This is a genomic window from Blautia hansenii, assembly GCF_013304445.1.
Lineage (GTDB): Bacteria > Bacillota > Clostridia > Lachnospirales > Lachnospiraceae > Blautia.
Map to the genome: position 1 here is coordinate 22913 of NZ_JAAITA010000012.1, position 22175 is coordinate 45087.

A 22175-nucleotide genomic window follows, 5' to 3' on the forward strand; every position below is an offset into this window, starting at 1 on the left:
CATTTATGTAATACTACTTTATCTGTCCTGTAAATTTTATGCACTTCTCCTATTGATTTTTTATTCCGAGAAAGGCGCAGAGGTTTCCTCTTTTCCCCTTACTGGCCCGATGGGAAAACAGCAATTCGGGATTGCAGCAGGTGCAAAGGTCAGGAAAACTCAGATTTCGGGGACGTATCCCTGCCTCTGTCAGCACAAGTTCATTGGCACGCCACAGATTCAGCTGGTATTTTCCATTCTCTTTTTTGTAAATCAGGGTTTTGTCCTCCCGGTAAGGAGCAAATTCTGCCAGGAACTGTTCCGCTACATCCCCGCTGACCTCATAACATTTCTGACAGATGGAAGGGCCTATGGCCGCATACACGCTTTCCGGGTTGGTGCCGTACTGCTTCTCCATAACCTCCAGCGTCCTCGCTCCCATACGGCCTACGGTACCCCTCCATCCGGAATGAGACAGCCCTACGGCGCGGTTTACCGGGTCTATGAAAAACAAAGGAACACAGTCCGCATAAAAAGTAGCCAGCGTCACTCCCGGCACATTCGTAACCAGCCCGTCTACCTCTTGATAATCTTTTGGCCTTGTCACCCCTTTTCCCCGGTCTTCCTCCGTTACCACTCGTACCCTGGTGGTATGGGTCTGGTCTGCGCATACAATGCTGTCCGCAGAAAAGCCAATGGCTTCTGCTATTCTCCGGTAATTCTCTCTCACATCCTCTTCCTTGTCTCCTCTGGTAAAACTAAGGTTCATAGAGGCATAAATCCCTTTGCTTACCCCTCCCTTTCTGGTAGAAAAGCCATGATAAAATCCCGGCAGTTCCGAAAAAGCCGGATAAGACAAAAAAAGGACACCATTTTTTTCTTGTAATTCCATACTTCTATCCTCTGAATTCAAATGCATTTTTTATGAGTGTTGTCCCTGTGGGCGTTATCCCCACCACATCAAAGCGGCAGGGTGTCTCTGTCCCATATCCGTGTCTGGCGAGATAATACAGGGCGGTTCTGGATATCCGCTGCTGTTTCCGAAAATCCACTGCAGAGAGGCTGTCTCCCCATCTGGCTGTACCGCGGTATTTCACTTCCACAAAGCACAGATAACAGCCCTCTTTGGCTACAATGTCAATTTCTCCCTGCCTGCAGCTAAAATTCCGGCACAAAATCCGGTATCCCTGGTCTTTCAAGTAGCGGACAGCCTCTTCTTCATACTGAAATCCCAGCTCTCTTTTGGAGCCGTTCTCTTTTTCTCCTGTCATTCTTGTTCTCCCAGCACATTATGGATAAAAGAACGCCTGTGAATAGGGGTGGGACCGTATTTTTGAATGGCTTCTATATGTGCTTGGGAACCATAGCCCTTATTAGAGGCAAAACCATACTGGGGCATGATTTTATCATATTCCCGCATAAGCCGGTCTCTGGTAACCTTTGCCACAATACTGGCCGCTGCTATGGAAATGCTTTTTGCGTCTCCCTTGATAATGGGCACCTGGGGAATGTCAATTCCGGGAATGGTCACCGCGTCGTTTAAGAGAATCTGGGGCTTTACAGGCAGCTTGGAGACAGCTTCCCGCATGGCCTCGTAGGTTGCCTGAAGAATATTGATTTCGTCAATTCTGGCAGGCGAAGCATATCCCACTTCTGCAGCTACCGCCTTCTCCAGAATCTCTTCATACAGTTCTTCTCTTTTCTTCTCCGACAGTTGTTTGGAATCATTGATATAGAGAATCCGGCAGTCCCTGGGCAAAATAACTGCGCCTGCCACCACAGGACCTGCAAAAGGCCCTCTTCCCACTTCGTCAATACCGCAGATATATCCCAGATGACCGTACTGTTCTTCATACGCTCTCATAGCTTCTATACGCTGTTTTTCCCGCTCCAGACGCTCCAGACGTTTCTTCGCCTGCTGCAGAAGGCTCTGAACCCCTTTCCGTCCGTCTTCCTGATAAAGAGCGCAAAGCGCCGGAAGTTCCTCCTCCGGCGCTCTTTTCAGTTCTTCTTTTATTTCCTGAATACTTTTCATTTCCTGTTTCCCCTCTACTGCTCTGGTCTTTCCAAAGTGATTCTTCCGATTTTTCCGTTTCGGAATTCTTCCAGAAATATGTTGGCAGCTTTTAAATAGTCCAGTTCATTTCCCTTCTGAATACACTTCCGGTTCTCCGCAATCTGTGTCAGCATAGATAAACGGTCATCGGATTCTGTCAGTTCATATCTCTTCTCCAAAAGCCCTTTGTAAAATTCATGAAGGCATCCGAGAAGCTCCAGCGAAAGTTCTTCCAGATTCAAAATTTCATCCTTTATAGAGCCCACCATAGCCAGCTTGGCACCTACGCTCTGGTCTTCAAACTTGGGCCAGAGAATTCCGGGCGTATCCAGAAGCTCCACATTTTTATTAATGCGAATCCACTGTTTTCCTTTGGTAACTCCCGGTTTATTTCCGGTTTTTGTGCAGGCCTTTCCTGCAAAGGCATTGATAAACGTAGATTTTCCCACATTTGGAATTCCCACTACCATAGCCCGGACAGGACGGTTTTTAATTCCTCGTTTCCGGTCTCTCTCCAGCTTTTCCTGACAGGATTCCATAATCGCAGGCAGAACGTTTTTAATGCCTGCACCGCTTTTTGCATTGAGTTTTACCGTGTAATAGCCCTTCTCCTGAAAATACTGAGCCCACTTTTCATTTTCTCTTTCGTCCGCTAAATCCGCCTTATTTAAAAGTATGAGTCTGGCCTTATTTTTCCCCAGCTCATCGATATCAGGATTCCTGCTGGAACGAGGAATTCTGGCATCTACCACCTCAATAATCAAATCTATCAGCTTAATATTTTCCTGCATCATACGTTTGGCCTTTGTCATATGGCCGGGATACCATTGATAATTCATACTTATCCTCTCTTTTCTGTCAGTCTTTTAAAAATCCCATAGAATCAAAGGGCGAAATCCGAAACCAGAGTTTCCCTAAGATATATTTTTTCTTTACGTTTTTCACTTCCGCAAAACGGCTGTCCTCGCTGTTATTCCGGTTATCTCCCAGGACGAAATATTCATCCTTTTTCAGCGTCACCCCTTCATCAGCCAGACCGGCATTGCTGATCTGCGACAATTCCTTACTTTCCTCATACAGCTTTCCGTCAATATATACCTGTCCGTCTTTAATCTGTATGGTTTCTCCAGGAAGACCAATCACTCTTTTGATGTGCACTGCCGCATTATCCTTGCCATCCTTGGTAAAAGCAATCACATCTCCCCTTTTGGGGTCTCCCAGCTTATAGACCACCTTGTTGATGAAAAACCGCTCACCGGTCTGGAAGGTTGGCTCCATACTGCTTTCCTGCATACTGATACTCTGGAAAAAGAAAATCGCCACTACAGCCGCAAGAGCAAGGGCCACTGCAATCTGAAACACCCAGCCGAACACCCGGCGTCCCGTTTCGCTTCTGATAAATTCCAGCGCCAAATCTTTTTGTTCTTCTATATTGATATTTTTTTTCTTTCTTTTTCTGCTCAATCCTGTCACCCCGTCCCCGCATAAATTCATCCGCATGATGAACAAACAGAGGGTGCCACTACTGCAACACCCTCTGTCATGCTTACGTTATTATTTTACTAATTCTTTAACCTTAGCTGCTTTACCTACACGCTGTCTTAAGTAGTTCAGTTTCGCACGTCTTACTTTACCGCGTCTGATAACTTCTACTTTTTCTACGTTAGGGGAATGTAATGGCCATGTTTTTTCAACGCCGATTCCGTTGGAAGTTTTTCTTACTGTGAATGTTTCACGGTTGCTTCCGCCCTGTTTCTTTAATACAACACCTTCAAAAATCTGGATTCTTTCACGGTTTCCTTCTTTGATTTTTCCGTGAACTCTTACAGTGTCACCTACGTTGAATTCCGGTGCTTCAGCTTTCATCTGAGCAGCTTCGATGTTTTTAATAATTTCGTTCATGATTTTTCTCCTTTTATCCTGGATGTTCTTAATGCAATCAGCAACAGAGGACCATCTCTTTTTACAACAGGTTTGATTATACTATGCCTGTCTGCTGTTGTCAAGGTTTTTTCCTTGCTGAATTTTTTTACAGGAAATACTCCACTTCTCTCGGCGCAGCATAATTGCTTTCCAGATAGTCCCGCACCTGACCGGCCTCAAAAGTTCTGGCACCTGTGGGACAGACCTTTGTACACCGCATACAGTTTAAACACTTGTCCGGCTGGATCTCCAGCGTTTCCATGGAAATGGCGTTTACCGGACATTTCTGCACGCAGGCCTGACAGCCCGTACACGCTTCCCGCGCAAAGCTTTTTTCCACTGGTTTCATAGCTTTGGGCTCAGGTTTTGGATTTCCCGGTACGTCTGTTTCCAAAAGCACACTATTTTCCGCTTCTTCCAGCTTTTTTTTCACAGCAACGGCAAACTTCCGGAAGATTTCCAGGTCTTTGTCATCCGGTCTTCCCATTCCCAGCTTCGCTGAATAAATGTGCGGAATCACCGGAGCTATGGCGCCAATACAAACAAACCCCTGTCTTGTGAGAATTTCCTTCATCTGAGCCAGTGTATCCTCGTAATGGCGGTTGCCATACGCAGCTGCCAGAATACAGGGCGTCCTGTTTCCCTGCAGAGAAGAGAAAATACCACTCTCTACCTGAGGCAATTGTCCTCCGTATACCGGAGCCGCAGCCACCAGAAGCTCCTGCTCTTTAAATACATGCTTCTGTTTTCGGAATTTCCTTCTGGTCAAGTCCAGATACGCCGGATTCTGGGTCAGACAGCTCATAAGCAGTTCTGTGGCCCTTTTCGTCCCCTCTGTGGGACTGAAATATGCCGCTGTCACGGGTCTGTTTTTAGAAAGCAGGTCCGGACGGCGCTCTTTTGTTCTTTTGACAGACTGCTTAAGCCTCCACGCCTCAATTTTGCTGTGGTCGCCTGTAAGGAGCACTTTTGGCACCTTTTTCCCATTCCACTCTTCCGGGCGGGTATAGTGTGGATATTCCAACAGATTGTCCTGCATGGACTCAAATTGAGAGGATTCCTCATTGTTTAACACACCGGGTACAAAACGGGAAATAGCGTCAATCATAACAGAGGCCGCCAGTTCTCCCCCGGTCAGCACATAATCCCCGATGGACACATAATCTGTCACCACTTCTTCCAGTACCCGCTCATCAATTCCCTCGTAATGACCGCAGAGGAAAATCAGTTCTTCCTCCATAGCCAGTTCCTCTACCATGGTCTGGCGGAATACCTGTCCCTGAGGCGTCAGGTAAATACATCTGGGCTTTTTTCCCTGTCGGGCTGCCTGGGATTCTTTTCGCACAGATTCATAAGCTCTGAAAACCGGTTCGGCCTGCATAACCATACCGGCGCCTCCGCCATAGGGATAATCATCGACCCGCATGTGTTTGTTATCAGCAAAATCCCGGATATTTACCGTATGAAGAGAAATTTTTCCGCTTTTTAAGGCCCTCCCCGTAATGCTGGTATTTACGGTATTTTCAATCATTTCCGGAAACAGCGTCAATACATGATACTTCATGATTTCCCTCCTAGCACAGTCCTTTCAGCAGATGAATGATCATTTTATTCTGCTCTACGTCTACTTCTTTGACACAGTCTTTGATAGCAGGAACCAGTACCTCTTTTTTATCTGTGGTGTGAATCACATACACATCATTGGCCCCGGTCTCCATGACATCTTTTAAAGTACCGAAAAGAGAGCCGTCCTCCAGAAATACGTCCATATCTATTAAGTCTGCAATATAATATTCATTTTCTTCCAAAGGTACGGCAAAATCTCTGGTGACATAAAGACTTTTTCCCTTGTAAGGCTCAATATCGTTAATATTGTCCACATCACGGAATTTCAAAATAACAAATTGTTTGAAATACTTCACCCGCTGGATTTCCAGTTCACACAGTTCTTTTCCTGTATCCAGAAGCACACTTTCCAGATAGTCAAATCTGTGGGCGTCGTCTGTGGTGGGGTATACTTTTACCTCTCCGCGAATACCGTGGGTTGTGGTAATCACGCCTACCTGCAATAAATCTTCCATCTATATTATATACTCCTCTTTCTCCCGGTCTTTGGGCCCGGTATGATAAAAAAGGGGCTGTCACACTGCTGTTCATGCGACAACCCCTTTCATGATTGTTATTACTGTAAAATATCTACGACAACCTTTTTCTCACCTTTGGAAGACGCGGCCTTTACCACAGTACGGATAGCTTTGGCAATGCGGCCCTGGCGGCCAATTACTTTCCCCATATCCGCAGGGGCAACCTTGAGTTCCAAAAGGATAGCGTCGTTTTCTTCTGTTTCTGTCACAACGACTTCTTCAGGAGAATCTACGAGAGATTTTGCAATTACTTCTACTAATTCTTTCATTACAAATTACCTCCCGGATTATTTTTCGATACCAGCCAGTTTGAAGATTTTAGCAACAACCTCTGTTGGCTGAGCACCGTTTGCAAGCCATTTTTTAGCTGCTTCTTCGTCTACTTTGTATACGCTTGGTTCCTGAGTTGGGTCATATGTTCCAATCTCTTCGATGAATCTTCCATCTCTTGGGGATTTGGAATCTGCAACAATGATTCTATAGAAAGGAGCTTTCTTCTGTCCCATTCTTCTTAATCTGATTTTTACTGCCATTTCTTTTCACCTCCTGGTTTTTTCATAAAGTTTCATATATGTTAAAAGGGAAGTTTGAATTTTCCTCTTTTACCACCTTTGCCGCCCATCAGTCCGGGCATCTGTTTCATCATTTTCTTGGCCTGTTCAAACTGTTTGACCATACGGTTGACTTCCGCCACATCCACACCTGCGCCTTTGGCAATCCGGTTCTTTCTGGAAGGGCTTAAAATTTCGGGATGAGAACGTTCTTTTGGGGTCATGGACAGAATAATCGCTTCTTTTCTCGCCATATCCTTTTCATCTACCATGCTGTCAATGTCCTTAATCTGGGAACCCACACCCGGAAGCATATTCAGTACACTGGACAAACCGCCCATGTTTTTCATCTGGTTCATGCTTTCCAGATAGTCGTCAAATCCGAAAGAATTTTTGCGGAACTTCTGCTCCATTTCTTTGGCTTTCTCTTCATCCAGATTGGCCTGTGCCTTTTCAATCAGGCTCATGACATCCCCCATCCCTAAAATACGGGACGCCATACGGTCGGGATAAAACTGTTCCAAATCGGACAGCTTCTCGCCCATACCCACATATAAAATCGGCTTTCCGCTGATGGCCTTAATGGAAAGCGCCGCACCGCCTCGGGTGTCACCATCCATCTTTGTCAAAATGACTCCGTCGATTCCAACTTTTTCTCCAAAGGTCTCTGCCACATTTACCGCATCCTGTCCGGTCATGGCATCTACCACCAGAATGGTCTGGTCTACGTCAATGGCTTCTTTGATTTGGGCAAGTTCCTTCATCATATCTTCATCAATGTGAAGACGTCCTGCCGTATCCAGAATCAGCACATTATACTTCTCATTTTTTGCATGCTCATAAGCTGCTTTTGCAATGTCCACCGGGCTGTTTTTATCTCCCATGGCGAAGACTTCCACACCCTGTTTTTCTCCGTTTACCTGCAGCTGTTTGATTGCAGCCGGACGATAGACGTCGCAGGCAGCCAGGAGAGGCTTTCTTCCTTTGGACTTCAGCTTTCCTGCCAGCTTTGCAGTGGTTGTAGTCTTACCGGCACCCTGAAGTCCCACCATCATCAAAACGGTCACTTCATTGCCGGGCTTTAAGGCAATCTCTGTTGTTTCACTTCCCATTAAGCGGACAAGCTCTTCATTTACAATCTTAATGACCATCTGACCCGGATTCAGACCAGACATAACGTCCTGTCCGATAGCACGCTCCTGCACAGCCTTCATAAACTGCTTTACTACCTTGAAGCTGACGTCCGCTTCCAAAAGCGCCATCTTTACTTCTTTTAAGGCAGCCTTTACATCGGCTTCGGTCAAACGGCCTTTTTTTCTTAAATTCTTAAATACATTCTGAAGTTTGTCTGTTAAGCTCTCAAATGCCATCTGTTATAACTCCTCTAAGATTTCCTGAGAAATACTTTCCACCTGGGAAACCAGTTCCTGTCTGCTAAGATTTTCACATTCTCTGCTCAGCTTGTGAATACGATGGACCTTTTTTTTAATATTCACAAACTTTTCTACCAGATGCAGCTTTGCTTCGTAATCCTGCAAAGCCTTGTTGCAGCGCTTGATATTATCATGCACGCCCTGCCGGCTGATACCCAGCTCGTCGGCCACTTCACTTAAGGAGTAGTCATTTAAAACCACATCTTCGTAGATTCTTCTCTGGTGAGCTGTCAACAACTCTCCGTAGAAATCATACAGCAAAGTCTGTTCTACAAATTTTTCCATTCGTAATCACCTTGGTTATCATACAACAGGATTCTACGGCTGTCAAGTATTTTTTCTTGACAATTTTATATTCTCTATTTTTTCCTTGCACACAACTCCCTCATATGTTTATATAGTAACAGAACACAATTTTTACAGAAAGGATTTTACCATGAAAAAAGCAGTCGGAATCATAGCGGAATATAACCCTTTCCATAAAGGACATGCCTATCACATAGAAAAAGCCAAAGAACTGACCGGAGCAGACTATGCTGTAGTCGTTTTAAGCGGTGATTTCGTCCAGCGGGGCACTCCTGCTGTTTTTTCCAAACATTTGCGGACAAAAATGGCGCTTCTGGGAGGGGCTGATGTGGTGCTGGAACTCCCCTCTTATTACGCCTCCTCCAGTGCAGAATATTTTGCCAAAGGCAGCATAGGAATTCTAAATGCTTTACATGGTATAGATTTTCTCTGCTTTGGCAGCGAAAGCGGAGAACTCTCTCCCTGTATGGCCACGGCTGAAATTTTGTCGAAAGAACCGGAAGCCTTTCAGATTTCTTTAAAAGAAAACCTGAAAAAGGGCCTCTCTTTCCCCTCAGCCCGCAAAGCTGCACTCTTAGAATACGGCGCAAAATTCCTTTCCGGTCCATGGAACAACGAATTTTTAGATACGCCAAACAATATTCTGGGAGTCGAATACTGCAAAGCGCTGCTTTCACTGAAAAGTTCTATACGTCCGGTAACACTGAAACGGGAAGGCAGCGCCTATCACGCCGAAAAACTGGAAAACAGCTATCCCAGCGCCTCCGCTGTCCGCAGAAGCCTTTCCCAATTACAGGATACGGACTCCAGAGAATTTCTCCCGGCTCTTTTATCACTTTTCACCCGGACACAGCCGGAAATGGTAGCCTCTCTGCCCCACAATCTGACAAAAGAAGACATGATGACCGAGGACGATTTCTCCCTGCTGCTAAAATACAAACTGATGCGCAGTACCCCCGACAGCCTTTGTCAGTATGCCGACATGTCCCCGGAACTGGCCAGGCGAATCTGCAACCGTTTGAATGAATTTATGTCCTTTTCCCAGTTTGCAGGACTTTTAAAAACAAAGGAACTGACCCGTACCAGAATTAACCGCGCCCTGCTCCACACGCTCCTGGAAATTCCGGCAGACCTGCCTTCCCATGCTCCCGGTTATGTGCGGCTGCTTGGCTTTCAAAAGAAAAGTTCCGAATTTCTCCGGCTTTTACAGAACAACAGTACGATTCCTGTCCTCACAAAAGCCGCGGACTACAAAAAACGGCTGCCTAAGGAAGAAATTTCTGCTTTTGAGACAGATATTTTTGTCTCCAACCTCTACCAGTCCGTACTGCATATAAAAAAACAGACCGCTTTTGTTCATGATTTGCAAAAGCCGCCTGTTCTTTTGTGAACAACGGTTTTCTTTTGCTCTGCAGGAAGCAGGTTCTGATAGCGGTACACGCTGAGCAGAAGTCCCAGAACCACATAAGATACCAGAAGGTTTGAGCCGCCGGAAGAAAGGAAGGGCAGAAAACTGGTCGTTCCAGGGAAAAATCCGGCAGCTTCCCCTATGTGAAAAAGTGTCATAAAGAGGAAAAATAATGCACCTGCATAACCAATCATCATTCCCAGCTGATTTTTCTGTTTCTTTGCCACATGCAGCCCTTTCATGGCCAGAATCAGCACCATAGCAACCACAACCACAGCGGCTATGACACCATAACTGGCGCTTAAAAACTGAACCACATCATATCTGCCATTTTCTCTTATCACTTCTGTTGAAAATCCAGAAATATGTCCCAGTCGTCCAAGATAATACTGTATTCTGTCTATCTGATAAGGGGCAAACCAATGAAGTTTCACCCCCAACACGGCAATCCCTGCCGGGAGCGCCAGCGTTATTCCCCAGAACATTCCTAGAAAAACTCCCCTTTTCACCTGAAACCAGCCTTTCCATACCGCATAACTCAAGAGAACCCCCTCCACCAGAAACAAAAATCCGGCCTGAAAAAGATGTGGCATACGGTAAGCCAGATAAACCGGAATCAGCAGCCACAGAAGACATTTGCCAATTCCCCGTATTCCCTGTCCATAATACTGATATAAAATTCCTCCATAAAGAGGAATCGCCAGATACAACATGGAAGATATGGAAAACGTTCCGATTCCGGGAAGCGTTATCCAGCTATTGGCGCCATTCACAGATACAGGGAAAAACTCTGCCTGCAGGAAAAGGAAAAGTCCGCCCAGTCCTGCCAGAAATTTTGCATATTTTCCCAGAAAACTGTAGTCCAGGCGGTATACGCCCAGCATCAGGCCAAAGCCCAGCACCACATGAAAAATATAGCGGATAATGTGGCTGTTTCCCAAGGTTCCATCGCTTTTTCCAATCACGGTCTGAATCACAATTCCCAGAAAACTGATAAACCCTATGAGGATAATCATAGACCAACACATCTGTGGTCTGTGAAGGGCATCCAGAGAAATTCCGGTTTCTACAGGGCTTCCCATATCCTCTACCGCCCTTTTCACTGCCTCGTCCCTGTCCATGCCTTCCAGAAGATTGTCTGAAATCTGCTCTTCCAAATGTCCCCGCAGTTCTTCTTCCACCATTTTTCGGGCCTGCTTGCAGCGTATCTGCTCCAGTACTTTTTGTAAATATTCTTCCATTTGTCACCCCTCCAATCCTAAGACACTGGTTACTGCTCCGGCATATTCCCGCCACTCCGCCTCTTTCTCAGAAAGCATTCTGCGGCCTTCTCTGGTAATGCTGTAATATTTCCGCATTTTCCCCTGGATTTCCTGCTCATAAGATTGCAGAAGCTTCTTCTCCTCCATGGTGTGCAGCAAAGGATAGAGGGTTCCCGCTTTCAGCTCAAAAACATTTTGAGAACGCTGCCGTAATGTTGAAATCATTTCATACCCATACATATCTTTTTCCGACAGCAGCTTTAAAAGCAACATCGTCATACTGCCGGAAACCATTGTTTTACTGATTGCCATTTTCTACCTCCTTGTGTCAGACATTTTCAAACAAAAATATAGCATATAGTTTTTCGATATATCGATTAACTATATACTATATCGGTTATCTATATATGTCAAGGATTTTTATTCCCATTCTTCACTGCGGAGAATATCCCGTATCGTCTGCATGGACACATCCACCGAAGCAATTTCATCGGCGCACCGTTTCAGTTCCTGTCGGATGGTGGTTTCATATTTCCCATTTGCGGCAGGCGGCCCAGAGAACTTCTGCCTGGTCTGTCCGCACAGAAACTGCCAAATATGGAAACGGACCTGTAGACAGAGGCTATATTGGCCATAAATCCGCTAAAATGATGAAACGTGCAAAAACGATTGAAGCCCGGCAGAAACAGGCCATAGAAGAAAAATCCGGCCTTTTGAAAAATGCAGAATATACGGAAAATTTAAAGCTTTTCCCTCAGAAATATCATACAGATACTCTGGCTTCCTTTTCCCATATCTGCATTTGTTATGACCGGAAACCTGTCTGCGGCCCGCTTTCCTTTTCTGTACAGCAAGGGGACCGTCTGGTGCTGCATGGAAAAAACGGCAGCGGCAAAAGCAGCCTTTTAAAACTTTTGACCGGGATATCTGTTCCTCATACAGGCACAGTTACCGTAGGTTCCGGGCTTCAAATTTCCTATGTTCCACAGGACACTTCCCACTTAAAAGGCACACTTTCGGACTTTGCGGCCCAGAACCAGATAGAAGAAACCCTGCTGAAAACCCTGCTGCGGAAAATAGACTTTGCCCGTACACAGTTCCTGAAAGATATGCAGGATTTTTCAGAAGGCCAGAAAAAGAAAGTGTTGGTAGCCAAAAGTCTCTGTGAGCAGGCTCATCTCTATGTATGGGATGAACCCCTGAACTTTATTGACATCTATTCCCGTATGCAGATAGAAGAACTCATACTGGAATTTGCACCCACCATGATTTTCGTAGAACATGACCGCACATTCCGCCAGAAAATAGCAACGAAAACCATAGAAATCTAAAATTCCAGCGAAAAAGAGCAGCATCCAGAGATGCCGTACTCTCCAGATTCTGCTCTTTTCACTTTTCTTATATTCTTTTTATTTTCTGGTTCTGTTTATTTCTGTATTTCAGATTGTTCCGAATACGTCCCCCGCAGCCTGCGCAGAACAACAGCACAAACACCATGACTACAACCATAGAAAGCTGCCCTGTTGTCCACGCCGCAACAAATGCATACACATTCAGAAGCAGCAGCAAAACGCCCCAGTACAGGCATACCGTGCCCTCGCCTCTGCACCATGCCCGGTTTTCTTCTTTTTGGGTTTCATCAAATCCCGCGGTGAGAAACTTTTTCTTACGGAACATATACATGCCGCGAATCACATAAAAAATACCAAAAACCCCGGAAAATTGTATGACAATACTCAGTACCGACCAAAGAGATTCCATTTCCTCTTCTCCTTAGTTCTTAAAGCTGTGAATCGGCGCCGGGATTCTTCCGGTTCTGTTCACAAAGTTTTCGCAGGAATAGGGATTCACCGGCATAACCGGCGCATAGCCCAGAAGACCGCCGAATTCCACCGTTTCTCCCACGCCTTTGCCGATAACCGGAATCACACGCACGGCTGTAGTTTTCTGGTTTACCATACCGATGGCACATTCGTCTGCAATAATGCCTGCAATCGTGGTTGCTTTTGTATCTCCGGGAATCGCAATCATATCCAGCCCTACGGAGCAGACACAAGTCATAGCCTCCAGCTTTTCAATGGTCAGGGCATTCGCTACAACTGCGTCAATCATACCCTGGTCTTCGCTGACCGGAATAAAAGCACCGCTCAATCCGCCTACATAAGAGGAAGCCATCACACCGCCTTTTTTCACCTGGTCATTTAAAAGAGCCAGAGCAGCCGTGGTTCCCGGCGCGCCTGCATATTCCACACCGATTTCATGGAGAATATCTGCCACACTGTCTCCAATAGCCGGAGTCGGCGCCAGAGAAAGGTCGATAATACCGAAAGGAATCCCCAGACGTCTGGACGCCTCCTGAGCCACCAACTGTCCCACGCGGGTAATCTTAAAGGCCGTCTTTTTAATCGTTTCGCAGAGCACTTCAAAATTCTTGCCTCTCACCTGTTCCAGCGCCTTTTTCACAACACCCGGACCGGATACGCCTACATTGATAACCGCGTCTGCCTCGGTCACTCCGTGAAAAGCACCTGCCATAAACGGATTGTCGTCAGGAGCATTGCAGAATACCACCAACTTTGCACAGCCCAGAGAATCCTCTTCCTTGGTAGCCTGAGCCGTTTCCAGAACAATACTGCCCATAAGGCGCACGGCATCCATGTTGATTCCTGTTTTGGTAGAACCCAGATTCACAGAACTGCATACCCGCTCCGTAGAAGCCAGCGCTTCAGGAATAGAACGAATCAAAAGCTCGTCTGCCGCTGTCATGCCCTTACACACGGTGGCAGAATAGCCCCCGATAAAGTTGACGCCCACCTCTTTCGCCGCCTTATCCAGCGTCTTTGCCAGACTGACAAAATCCTCCGGTGTCTTGCAGGCTGCACCGCCTACAAGTGCAATAGGGGTTACAGAAATTCTTTTATTGACAACCGGAATTCCGAACTCCTTGGAAATATCATCTCCTGTTTCCACCAGATGTCTGGCCAGTCCCGTAATTTTTTCGTAAACCTTACGGTTCACCTGCTGTAAATCGGAATCAATACAGTCCAGAAGACTGATACCCAGCGTAATGGTGCGCACGTCCAGGTTTTCTTCCTCAATCATTTTATTTGTCTCATTGACTTCATACATGTTAATCATAGGTGATTTTCCGTCCTTTCTGCCTGCTTCTTAAATCCGGTGCATTTTTGTGAAAATGTCTTCTAACTGCACACGAATCACCACGCCGATTCCATTTCCAATCTCTTCCAGTTCTTCGGAAATCACATTGAGTTTTTTTGCAGACATGCTGGTATCTGTAATCATCATCATATTGAAATATCCGTCTACAATCGTCTGAGAAATATTCAGAATGTTAATTTTGTTCTCTGCCAGGTAAGTACATACCTTTGCAATAATTCCTACGGTGTCTTCTCCCACAACGGTAATAATGGTCTTCTTCATGATTAGCTCCTCATTTCTTATTTTATTTGTAAAATGTTTCTTTCTACCTGCTGTCTTTACACAGTTACCAAATCCGACACCTGCTCCCGGTGTGCCACAGCAATTTTAAAATCCGAAGATTTCCAGGGATTTTCCCCCATAGTCACCTCGGAGCAGACCGTTTCATAAGCCAGCGCTTCGTAATTGTTCTCCCGACTTAAATGTCCCAGAAAAACAGCTTTCATCCGCTCATGCAGCAGACGGCACAAAAGGCGGCCTGCCGTTTCATTGGAAAGGTGTCCCCGGTTTCCCAAAATACGCTGCTTCAAATAATAGGGATAACTTCCCACTTGCAGCATATTTACATCATGGTTGGCTTCCAGCAAAAGCACATCTAGTCCGGAGAGATTCTGCACTATGTAATCATCATAATATCCCAAATCCGTGGCAATGCCTGCAGACTTTGTACCATGATTTACCCGGTATCCCACCGGTTCTGCCGCGTCATGAGAAATGGCAAAGGGCTGCACCTGTAAATCCCCGATTTGAAATTTTTTGTCTGCCTCTATGGGACGGAAAAGCCCTTCCGGCATTTTCCCCAGGCTGCTCATGGACTGCATGGCCTCCATGGTTCCCCTGGTGCAGTAAATGGGGATTTTGTGCTTTCTGGAAATCACCCCAAGACCTTTGATATGGTCGGAGTGCTCATGGGTAATCAAAATACCGTCGCAGTCCCCGGTGGTGTGGTCAATGCTTCGCAGTCCCTCTTCAATGCGTTTTCCGCTGATTCCTACATCTACCAGCAGGCTTGTGGTATCACTTCCCACATAGATACAGTTTCCGCTGCTACCGCTGGCTATACTACAAAGATTCATAATATGTCCTCATTTTCCGTTCAATCTGAAGATAAGTATGAGCTACATCTTCATCATTATATAATTGGAAATCACAGCGCTCTTCAAAGACCTCTTCCGGAAGCTGGTTGTCCATCAGCTTTTTGATTTTCTCATCTGAATAGCCTCTGTCTCTGCGCAGTCTTTCCATGCGTACTTCTTTTTCGCAATAAATATACCATATCTCATCACAAATTTCATCATATTTTTCTTCCAGAAGCAAAGCTGCCTCAATAAAAAAAAATTCCGTCTCTTCTTTTCTGGACCGTTCAATTTCCCTTAAAATGTATTTTTTTACTTCCGGATGTACAATATCGTCCAGCTTTTTCAGCATTTCGGGATTATCAAAGACAATGGATGCAATGGCTGCCCGGTCCAAAGAGGTGTCCTCCCTTACCACCCAGTCCCCGAAAAGCTGAATCACCGGTTCATAGCACTCTCTTCCAGGCATCATCAGCATATGCCCCACTTCATCTGCCTTTACCACTCTGGAGTCGAAATGTTCTTCCATATAATTCAATACCGCGCTTTTGCCGCTTCCCACGCCGCCGGTTACTCCTATAATCCTCATAGACACTTCCTCCTTTGTAACGCATTTCTCTATTTATTTTGCCTCATACCAGCTTTTGCCGGTGTGCATATCAATTTCCAGGGATACGGATAACTCCGCCGCTCCCTTCATTTCCTGCTCCAGAATGGCGGAAACCTGTTCCACCTCATCCTCTGCCGTTTCAATCAGCAGCTCATCGTGTATCTGCAGAATCAGTCTGGATTTCAGATTTTCCTCTTTCAGGCGGCGGCTGACCTGAATCATGGCAATTTTAATAATATCTGCTGCCGTGCCCTGAATAGGGGAATTCATGGCTACCCGCTCCCCAAAGGAACGCTGCATAAAGTTGCTGGATTTCAGTTCCGGCACAGGACGGCGGCGTCCGAACATCGTACTGACATATCCCTCGTCCTTGGCCTGCTGTACCAGATTATCCAGAAATCCCTTTATCTTCGGATAAGTCTCAAAATAATTTTTAATGTACTGCTCTGCCTCTTTTCTCGTAATGCTCAAATCCTGGCTAAGTCCGAAAGAGCTGATACCATACACAATACCGAAGTTGACGGCTTTGGCATTCCGTCTCTGCAGAGGAGTTACCTCTTCAAAAGGAATGTGGAACACCTGAGAAGCCGTCATTCTGTGGATATCCTGGGCTTCCCGATAAGCCTGTATCAGCTTTTCGTCCCCGGACATATGAGCCAGAACACGCAGTTCAATCTGGGAGTAGTCTGCGTCCAAGAACACATACCCGTCTTGGGGAATAAATACCTTTCTAAGAAGCCGTCCCAGTTCTGTCCGCACCGGAATATTCTGCAGATTGGGCTCTGTGCTGCTGATACGCCCTGTGGCAGTAATCGTCTGGTTAAAAGTGGAATGAATTCGGCCGCCTTCATCAATATAGCCCGCCAGACCGTCCGCATAGGTGGATTTCAGTTTGGTAAGCTGGCGGTATTCCAGAATATCCGATACAATGGCATAATCTGCAGCCAGCTTTTCCAGTACATCTGCCGCCGTGGAATATCCGGTTTTCGTCTTCTTTCCTCCCGGCATCTGCAGCTTTTCAAAGAGAATCACTCCAAGCTGTTTGGGCGAATTGATATTAAATTCTTCCCCTGCCTGCTGCCAGATACTTTTCTCCAGTTCTGCAATCCGCACCTGCAGCTTTTCTCCATACTCCTTCAATTCTTCTGCATTCACCCGGATTCCCTCTTTCTCCATATCGGAAAGGGTAAACAACAGAGGCATTTCCATATCTGTATACAGCTTTTTCATCCCTGCTGCTTCCAGAGCCTCCAAAAGAGGCTGTCTGGCTTTTAAAGCCGTATAAGCCATATAGCAGACGCTTTTTGCCAGTTCCTCTTCTTTCTCTGCCGCTGCCTTGGAATAAGAAAGTTTTCCCAGCAGGTCTTCCTTTGCAGGGAGCATTTCTCCCAGATATTCTCTGGCAATATCGTCATAAGCATATTCGGATTTCAAGGGATTTAAGAGATAGGCGGCTATCTGGGCGTCAAACATGGCGGTATGATGGTCTAAATCCATATGCCGCAGCATGGCCTTTACATTCAAAGACGCCACCGCATTTCCCTGCTGACAGAGCATTTTTGCTTTATCCAGAAGATATGCTTCCGTCACAAATCCCTGGGGCAGCATGCCGTACACTTGCAAATCCCCTTCTTCCTCATAAGCCAGACCAAGCCCCAGAATCATTCCTTTTTCTTCCAGAAGTTCCAGTCCCACCCGCTCTTTCTTTTGAGCCAGTGCAAAAAGTTCCTCTGCTTTTGCAAAATCCGTAATGGTTGCAAAATGCTCTTCTGCCTTGCTGGTATTTCCGGTCTCTTCAAATCTGGAAAGGAAATTTTTAAATTCCAGTTCCTTAAAAAATTCGTAGGCTTCCTGAGTATATAAATCATGGATTCTGGCAGTTTCCCAGTCATACTCCACCGGACTGTCAATGCGGATAGTTGCCAAATCCTTACTGAGTACCGCTAAATCATAATGCTCTAAAAAAGCATTTTTTGCTTTGTTGGGCTTAATTTCCTCTGCATGGGCATGGGCATTTTCCACACTGCCGTACTCTAAGAGCAGCTTGGTAGCCGTTTTTTCTCCCACTCCGGGAAGCCCCGGAATATTATCCGCCGTATCTCCCATCAGGGCTTTCAGTTCAATAATCTGCAGCGGGCTTAACTGATAAGCCTCCTGCACATCTTTTGCAAAATAATCTTCAATGGTGGTTTTTCCGCCCTTTGTCTTTGGAATACGAATGCAGATATGGTCTGTAGCCAGCTGCAGCAAATCCCTGTCTCCGGAAAGCACGGTGACATCCATGCCCTTTGCCTCGCTCCGTTTGGCAATCGTTCCTAAAAGGTCGTCCGCCTCATACCCCTCCATAGAGAGAATTGGCACCCCCATAGCGCCAAGCACATCCTTCATCACCGGCACCTGCTGGCGCAGTTCCTGGGGCATGGGTCTTCTGGTTCCTTTATAGGCGTCGTACATCTTGTGCCGGAAGGTGGGCGCCGAAAGGTCAAAGGCAACCGTAAGATAATCCGGTTTTTCTTCTTCCATCATTTTGAACAGGATGTTTAAAAAGCCGTAAATGGCATTGGTGTGAAGCCCTTCGGAATTGGTCAAATCCGGCAGGCCGTAAAAGGCTCTGTTTAAAATACTGTGTCCGTCTATCAGCAGGATTTTTTCCCTCATTGTATTCTCCTTATCTGGTTCATTTTTGTCTTACATACGGGATAGCGCAGCCGTCAAAAGCCGCTTGAAATCCGGGGCTTTTTGGTCTGCTATCTCCTGTACCTCTTTATGGTTTAAAGGGGTTTCGCTCATGCCGCAGGCCAGATTGGTAATACAGGAAATTCCGCAGATTTTCATGCCGCAGTGATTGGCCGCCACAGCCTCGCAGGCCGTACTCATACCTACTGCGTCTGCACCCAGAATTCTGCACATACGCACTTCTGCCGGAGATTCGTAATTGGGACCGGTAAGCTGGATATAAACCCCTTTCTGAAGAGGAATCCGCAATTCTTCTGCCGTGCTCTCTAAAAGCTTCTGCAAATCCTTATCATAGATTTCACTCATATCGCTGAACTGCTCTCCCAGTTCTTCCACATTGGAGCCAATCAGCGGCGATGGGACAAAGGAGGAAATCTGGTCTGTAATCATCATAAAATCTCCCGGCCGGAAGTCAAAATTCACTCCTCCCGCCGCATTGGTAAGAAACAGAATCTCGGCTCCCAAAAGCTTCATCAGACGCACCGGAAGCACCACATCTGTAATGGAATACCCCTCATAATAGTGAACTCTGCCCTGCATAATGATAACAGGCACGCCCTTTACATATCCAAGGACGAATCGTCCCTTGTGTCCCGGTACGGTAGACACGGGAAAGCCCTGTATTTCTTCGTATGGTATGATTTGGTGAATTTCTATCTCTTCTGCATAGTCTCCCAGACCGGAGCCTAGAATCAGCGCCACCTTTGGCACAAAGTCTGTCTTCTGCCGGATACTGGCCAGACAGCCCTGGAGTTTTTCGTATACCGGATGCATAACTATCCCTCTTTTCTTTGTTTATCAAGTAGTATAGCATAAAAAAAACAAAAAAGACAGGCAGGACACCTATCTTTTTTGTTTTTCTCTTTAGAATTATAAAGCGTGGATAAAACGCTGGAACGCTTCCCGGCCCTCTTCCGTGCATTTGTAAACCCCTGCGTCTTCCAGCACATGGACAAAGACCTGTCCCACTTCTTCCTGCAGAATGTCCATCACATTGTCCTTGGTAAGGTTTGGATATTTCGGCAAAAATTCTTTTACCCAGTCTGCATGTTTTACCAGCATTTCATGTTGTGCAGGGTCTTTTCCTTCCAGCAGGCAGGAAGCCAGAAGCTCCAGTTCCTCTTTCAGTCTGGCTGGCAGTACTGCCAGACCCATAACTTCAATTAAGCCGATATTCTCTTTCTTGATATGGTGGTAGGCTGCATGAGGGTGATACAGTCCCAGTGGGTGTTCTTCTGTGGTAATATTATTGCGCAGAGTCAGATCCAGTTCAAAAAACTCTCCTCTTTTTCTTGCAATCGGTGTAATCGTGTTGTGAAGTTCTCCTTCTGTCTCAGCAAAGATAAACGCCTCTTCATCGGTGTAGCCTCTCCACACCTCCAGTACATGGCTGGCCAAATCAATCAGCCGTTTTTCATCTTTGCTGCGAATTCTCAGCACAGACAACGGCCATTTTACAATGCCGGCCTCTACATCTTCGTATCCCGAAATGGTGACTTCCTTTTCCATAGGTGCCTTTTCCATAGCAAAGGTATAATGTCCGCCCTGGAAATGGTCGTGGCTTAAAATAGAACCTCCTACAATGGGAAGGTCTGCATTGGAACCCAGAAAATAGTGAGGAAACAGCTTGATAAAGTCAAACAGCTTTACAAAGGTATTTCGCTCAATTTTCATAGGTACATGCTGTCCGTTAAACACAATACAATGCTCATTGTAATACACATAAGGAGAATACTGAAAGCCCCACTGGCAATCATTTATGGTAATGGGAATAATCCGGTGATTCTCTCTGGCCGGGTGATTCAACCGTCCTGCATAACCTTCGTTCTCCATACACAGCAGGCATTTGGGATAGCTGCTCTGCTTTGCGTTCTTTGCTGCAGCAATGGCTTTTGGGTCTTTTTCCGGCTTGGACAGATTGATAGTAATGTCAATAGTACCGTACGGGCTGTCCACGGTCCATTTTCTGTCCTTTTTAATGCGGTAGCGGCGGATATAATCGCTGTCCTGGCTTAATTTGTAAAAATAATCCGTAGCCTCCTGAGGGCTCTTTTCGTATTCTTTCCAGAATTTTTCCTGCACCTGGGACGGACGGGGCATGAGACAGTTCATAATCTTTGTATCAAACAAGTCCCGGTATCCGATGCTGTCTTCGATAATGTTTCTCTTTACCGCCTCATCCAGAAGACTTTTTAAAATCGTCTCCAAATCGGCACAGATTTCTTCCTGCGGCTCTTGGTATTCGTCCTCATGGAACATATCCAGCAGCAGGTTGATGGTATAATTTTTTTCACAGGGCGGCACCAGTCCTGCATCCATTCCATACTGCACCAAATCTCTGATATCTTTATTCAACATATTTGCTTCCTCCCAATTCTGTTGTGTCATCCTGTAAAACAGACCTGCACAATTCCCTTCTCTCATTTAAAACAGTTTTTATGTTTTAATTCATCTTTCTTGTTTATAACGAAATTATAGCACAGAAAAACAAGATGTAAAGCCCTTTTTCAAAGAAATCCCGTCTCCGCCTTAATATTTCAGGCGCATAACCAAATCCTGGGGATAATCTCCGAAACAGTTCCCAAAAATATTCACACCCCCTACATGCTCTGCGTCCTCCTTAATGCCGATGCGCACTGACACATAAGGTCCCTCGGCCAAAGCATACGCTTCAATTCCCCGTCCGCTGACCTGCAGACCGTCCAGGTAAGTACCGGTCTCATCAATGTGCCAGTTTTTCAGATTACCATACTGGCTGTTTTTATCTTCCCACCAGTCCGGATTTAACTTCCCCCTTCTCCCTCCAAAATCCGAAGGGCAAGTCCAGGTTCCCGCCTCTATGCCGTTAATCCAGAGTGTGATATCCGAAGGACAGTCCAGATTGTAATCCGCTGTTTCTGAACATAACTCTGCAGAAAAATCCAGAGACTTTACCGGCTCCTTCTGCATACCCGCATTGGGGAAACGGTATTCCAGATAACCGGAGGAAAACCACACCAGCTTGGCCGTGGTCCGTCTGGGGTCGTAAAAGCAGCGCGGCTCATCCTCTCCGTCAATATACTCTTCTTCATTTACCATACCGCAGGTAGGAGTAATTTTATAATCCACATAATTTCCTACAGGCATGGAAATCACTTCTTCCCTCTGCTCCTTGGATTTTTTCTGTAAATCCAGCACCACACTGGTTTCCTGACGGATACACAGCTTCATGTAGCCCCGAATACCCGGCTTTAGCTCTGTGCGGATAAGTTCCGCCTCCTCCAGCACCCGTACATGAAGCGCTGCGGAAGAAGCAGGAATGTTCAAAAACTCTGCAATTTCATTGACACACAAAGGTCCTTCCTGCAGAAGTCCCAGAATTTTCAGTCTGATTTCCGAAGACAGCGCCTTTCCAAGTGCCATCAATTCCTTTTCCTCTTCCAGATTGATTCGTTTACCCATTTTGCAACACCCTCGCTGTTCTTAAATCTCT

The 22175-nt window shown here is 46.0% G+C and carries 24 protein-coding genes and 1 pseudogene; 2 read left to right on the forward strand and 23 right to left on the reverse strand.

Annotated features, from left to right (window positions below; translation table 11 throughout):
• Window positions 1–49 precede the first annotated feature (49 nt).
• From pgeF to ylxM, 12 genes are all read right to left on the reverse strand, one after another.
• Entirely contained in the window at window positions 50–871 is an 822-nt protein-coding gene (gene pgeF, locus G5A70_RS09825; RefSeq protein WP_173749475.1) for a peptidoglycan editing factor PgeF, read from the reverse strand.
• A gap of 4 nt (window positions 872–875) precedes the next feature.
• On the reverse strand, window positions 876–1250 hold the full coding sequence (locus G5A70_RS09830; RefSeq protein WP_173749476.1) for a YraN family protein: 375 nt from the start codon (window positions 1248–1250) through the stop codon (window positions 876–878).
• Window positions 1247–2014: a ribonuclease HII gene (locus G5A70_RS09835; protein ID WP_173749477.1), complete on the reverse strand. Its 768-nt coding sequence runs from the start codon at window positions 2012–2014 to the stop codon at window positions 1247–1249. Before G5A70_RS09835 ends, G5A70_RS09830 begins: the two co-directional genes overlap by 4 nt.
• A 14-nt stretch (window positions 2015–2028) precedes the next feature.
• The gene (ylqF, locus tag G5A70_RS09840) at window positions 2029–2874 is read right to left on the reverse strand and encodes a ribosome biogenesis GTPase YlqF (protein ID WP_173749478.1); all 846 of its coding nucleotides are present in this window, start codon (window positions 2872–2874) and stop codon (window positions 2029–2031) included.
• Between the two features lie 19 nt (window positions 2875–2893).
• Window positions 2894–3508: a signal peptidase I gene (gene lepB, locus G5A70_RS09845; RefSeq protein ID WP_370779222.1), complete on the reverse strand. Its 615-nt coding sequence runs from the start codon at window positions 3506–3508 to the stop codon at window positions 2894–2896.
• Between the two features lie 81 nt (window positions 3509–3589).
• Window positions 3590–3937, reverse strand: coding sequence for a 50S ribosomal protein L19 (gene rplS, locus G5A70_RS09850; protein WP_111919885.1), 348 nt, complete (start codon window positions 3935–3937; stop codon window positions 3590–3592).
• A gap of 127 nt (window positions 3938–4064) precedes the next feature.
• Entirely contained in the window at window positions 4065–5522 is a 1458-nt protein-coding gene (trmD, locus tag G5A70_RS09855) for a tRNA (guanosine(37)-N1)-methyltransferase TrmD (protein WP_173749480.1), read from the reverse strand.
• Window positions 5523–5532: 10 nt separating this feature from the next.
• On the reverse strand, window positions 5533–6039 hold the full coding sequence (gene rimM / locus G5A70_RS09860) for a ribosome maturation factor RimM (RefSeq protein ID WP_173749481.1): 507 nt from the start codon (window positions 6037–6039) through the stop codon (window positions 5533–5535).
• A gap of 101 nt (window positions 6040–6140) precedes the next feature.
• Window positions 6141–6371, reverse strand: coding sequence for a KH domain-containing protein (locus G5A70_RS09865; protein ID WP_173749482.1), 231 nt, complete (start codon window positions 6369–6371; stop codon window positions 6141–6143).
• An 18-nt stretch (window positions 6372–6389) separates the two neighbouring features.
• Window positions 6390–6635, reverse strand: a complete 246-nt coding sequence (rpsP, locus tag G5A70_RS09870) for a 30S ribosomal protein S16 (RefSeq protein WP_111919888.1) — start codon at window positions 6633–6635, stop codon at window positions 6390–6392.
• Window positions 6636–6676: 41 nt separating this feature from the next.
• The gene (gene ffh, locus G5A70_RS09875; RefSeq protein WP_173749483.1) at window positions 6677–8023 is read right to left on the reverse strand and encodes a signal recognition particle protein; all 1347 of its coding nucleotides are present in this window, start codon (window positions 8021–8023) and stop codon (window positions 6677–6679) included.
• A 3-nt stretch (window positions 8024–8026) separates the two neighbouring features.
• Window positions 8027–8371: a YlxM family DNA-binding protein gene (ylxM, locus tag G5A70_RS09880; RefSeq protein ID WP_173749484.1), complete on the reverse strand. Its 345-nt coding sequence runs from the start codon at window positions 8369–8371 to the stop codon at window positions 8027–8029.
• Window positions 8372–8522: 151 nt separating this feature from the next.
• Here ylxM and G5A70_RS09885 point away from each other — a divergent pair, with 151 nt between their 5' ends.
• Complete coding sequence (locus G5A70_RS09885; RefSeq protein WP_173749485.1) at window positions 8523–9782, forward strand: nucleotidyltransferase; 1260 nt, start codon at window positions 8523–8525, stop codon at window positions 9780–9782.
• Here G5A70_RS09885 and G5A70_RS09890 read toward each other — a convergent pair.
• Together G5A70_RS09890 and G5A70_RS09895 are read right to left on the reverse strand one after the other, a co-directional pair.
• Entirely contained in the window at window positions 9749–11041 is a 1293-nt protein-coding gene (locus G5A70_RS09890; protein ID WP_173749486.1) for an FtsW/RodA/SpoVE family cell cycle protein, read from the reverse strand. The two genes, G5A70_RS09885 and G5A70_RS09890, sit on opposite strands and share 34 nt — an antisense overlap.
• Window positions 11042–11044: 3 nt before the next feature.
• Window positions 11045–11374, reverse strand: coding sequence for a PadR family transcriptional regulator (locus G5A70_RS09895; protein ID WP_173749487.1), 330 nt, complete (start codon window positions 11372–11374; stop codon window positions 11045–11047).
• A 218-nt stretch (window positions 11375–11592) separates the two neighbouring features.
• Between G5A70_RS09895 and G5A70_RS09900 the strand changes: the two are divergent.
• Window positions 11593–12393: pseudogene (locus G5A70_RS09900) on the forward strand (ATP-binding cassette domain-containing protein); the annotation flags it as partial.
• Window positions 12394–12460: 67 nt separating this feature from the next.
• On the opposite strand, the gene G5A70_RS09905 reads toward G5A70_RS09900, so the two are convergent.
• The 9 genes from G5A70_RS09905 to G5A70_RS09945 form a co-directional block, all read right to left on the reverse strand.
• Complete coding sequence (locus G5A70_RS09905) at window positions 12461–12823, reverse strand: hypothetical protein (protein WP_173749489.1); 363 nt, start codon at window positions 12821–12823, stop codon at window positions 12461–12463.
• Window positions 12824–12835: 12 nt separating this feature from the next.
• Entirely contained in the window at window positions 12836–14200 is a 1365-nt protein-coding gene (locus tag G5A70_RS09910) for a PFL family protein (RefSeq protein ID WP_173749490.1), read from the reverse strand.
• A 30-nt stretch (window positions 14201–14230) separates the two neighbouring features.
• The gene (locus G5A70_RS09915) at window positions 14231–14503 is read right to left on the reverse strand and encodes an ACT domain-containing protein (protein WP_173749491.1); all 273 of its coding nucleotides are present in this window, start codon (window positions 14501–14503) and stop codon (window positions 14231–14233) included.
• Between the two features lie 56 nt (window positions 14504–14559).
• Window positions 14560–15357, reverse strand: a complete 798-nt coding sequence (locus G5A70_RS09920; RefSeq protein ID WP_173749492.1) for an MBL fold metallo-hydrolase — start codon at window positions 15355–15357, stop codon at window positions 14560–14562.
• Window positions 15344–15946 (reverse strand): dephospho-CoA kinase, encoded by a 603-nt coding sequence (gene coaE, locus G5A70_RS09925; protein WP_173749493.1) that lies wholly within the window; start codon window positions 15944–15946, stop codon window positions 15344–15346. Before coaE ends, G5A70_RS09920 begins: the two co-directional genes overlap by 14 nt.
• A gap of 33 nt (window positions 15947–15979) precedes the next feature.
• Window positions 15980–18625, reverse strand: a complete 2646-nt coding sequence (gene polA, locus G5A70_RS09930; RefSeq protein ID WP_173749494.1) for a DNA polymerase I — start codon at window positions 18623–18625, stop codon at window positions 15980–15982.
• A gap of 30 nt (window positions 18626–18655) precedes the next feature.
• On the reverse strand, window positions 18656–19477 hold the full coding sequence (locus G5A70_RS09935) for a purine-nucleoside phosphorylase (protein ID WP_173749495.1): 822 nt from the start codon (window positions 19475–19477) through the stop codon (window positions 18656–18658).
• A gap of 96 nt (window positions 19478–19573) precedes the next feature.
• Window positions 19574–21061, reverse strand: coding sequence for a UDP-glucose--hexose-1-phosphate uridylyltransferase (gene galT / locus G5A70_RS09940; RefSeq protein ID WP_173749496.1), 1488 nt, complete (start codon window positions 21059–21061; stop codon window positions 19574–19576).
• A gap of 171 nt (window positions 21062–21232) precedes the next feature.
• Window positions 21233–22144 (reverse strand): ArsR/SmtB family transcription factor, encoded by a 912-nt coding sequence (locus tag G5A70_RS09945; RefSeq protein ID WP_173749497.1) that lies wholly within the window; start codon window positions 22142–22144, stop codon window positions 21233–21235.
• Window positions 22145–22175 lie beyond the last annotated feature (31 nt).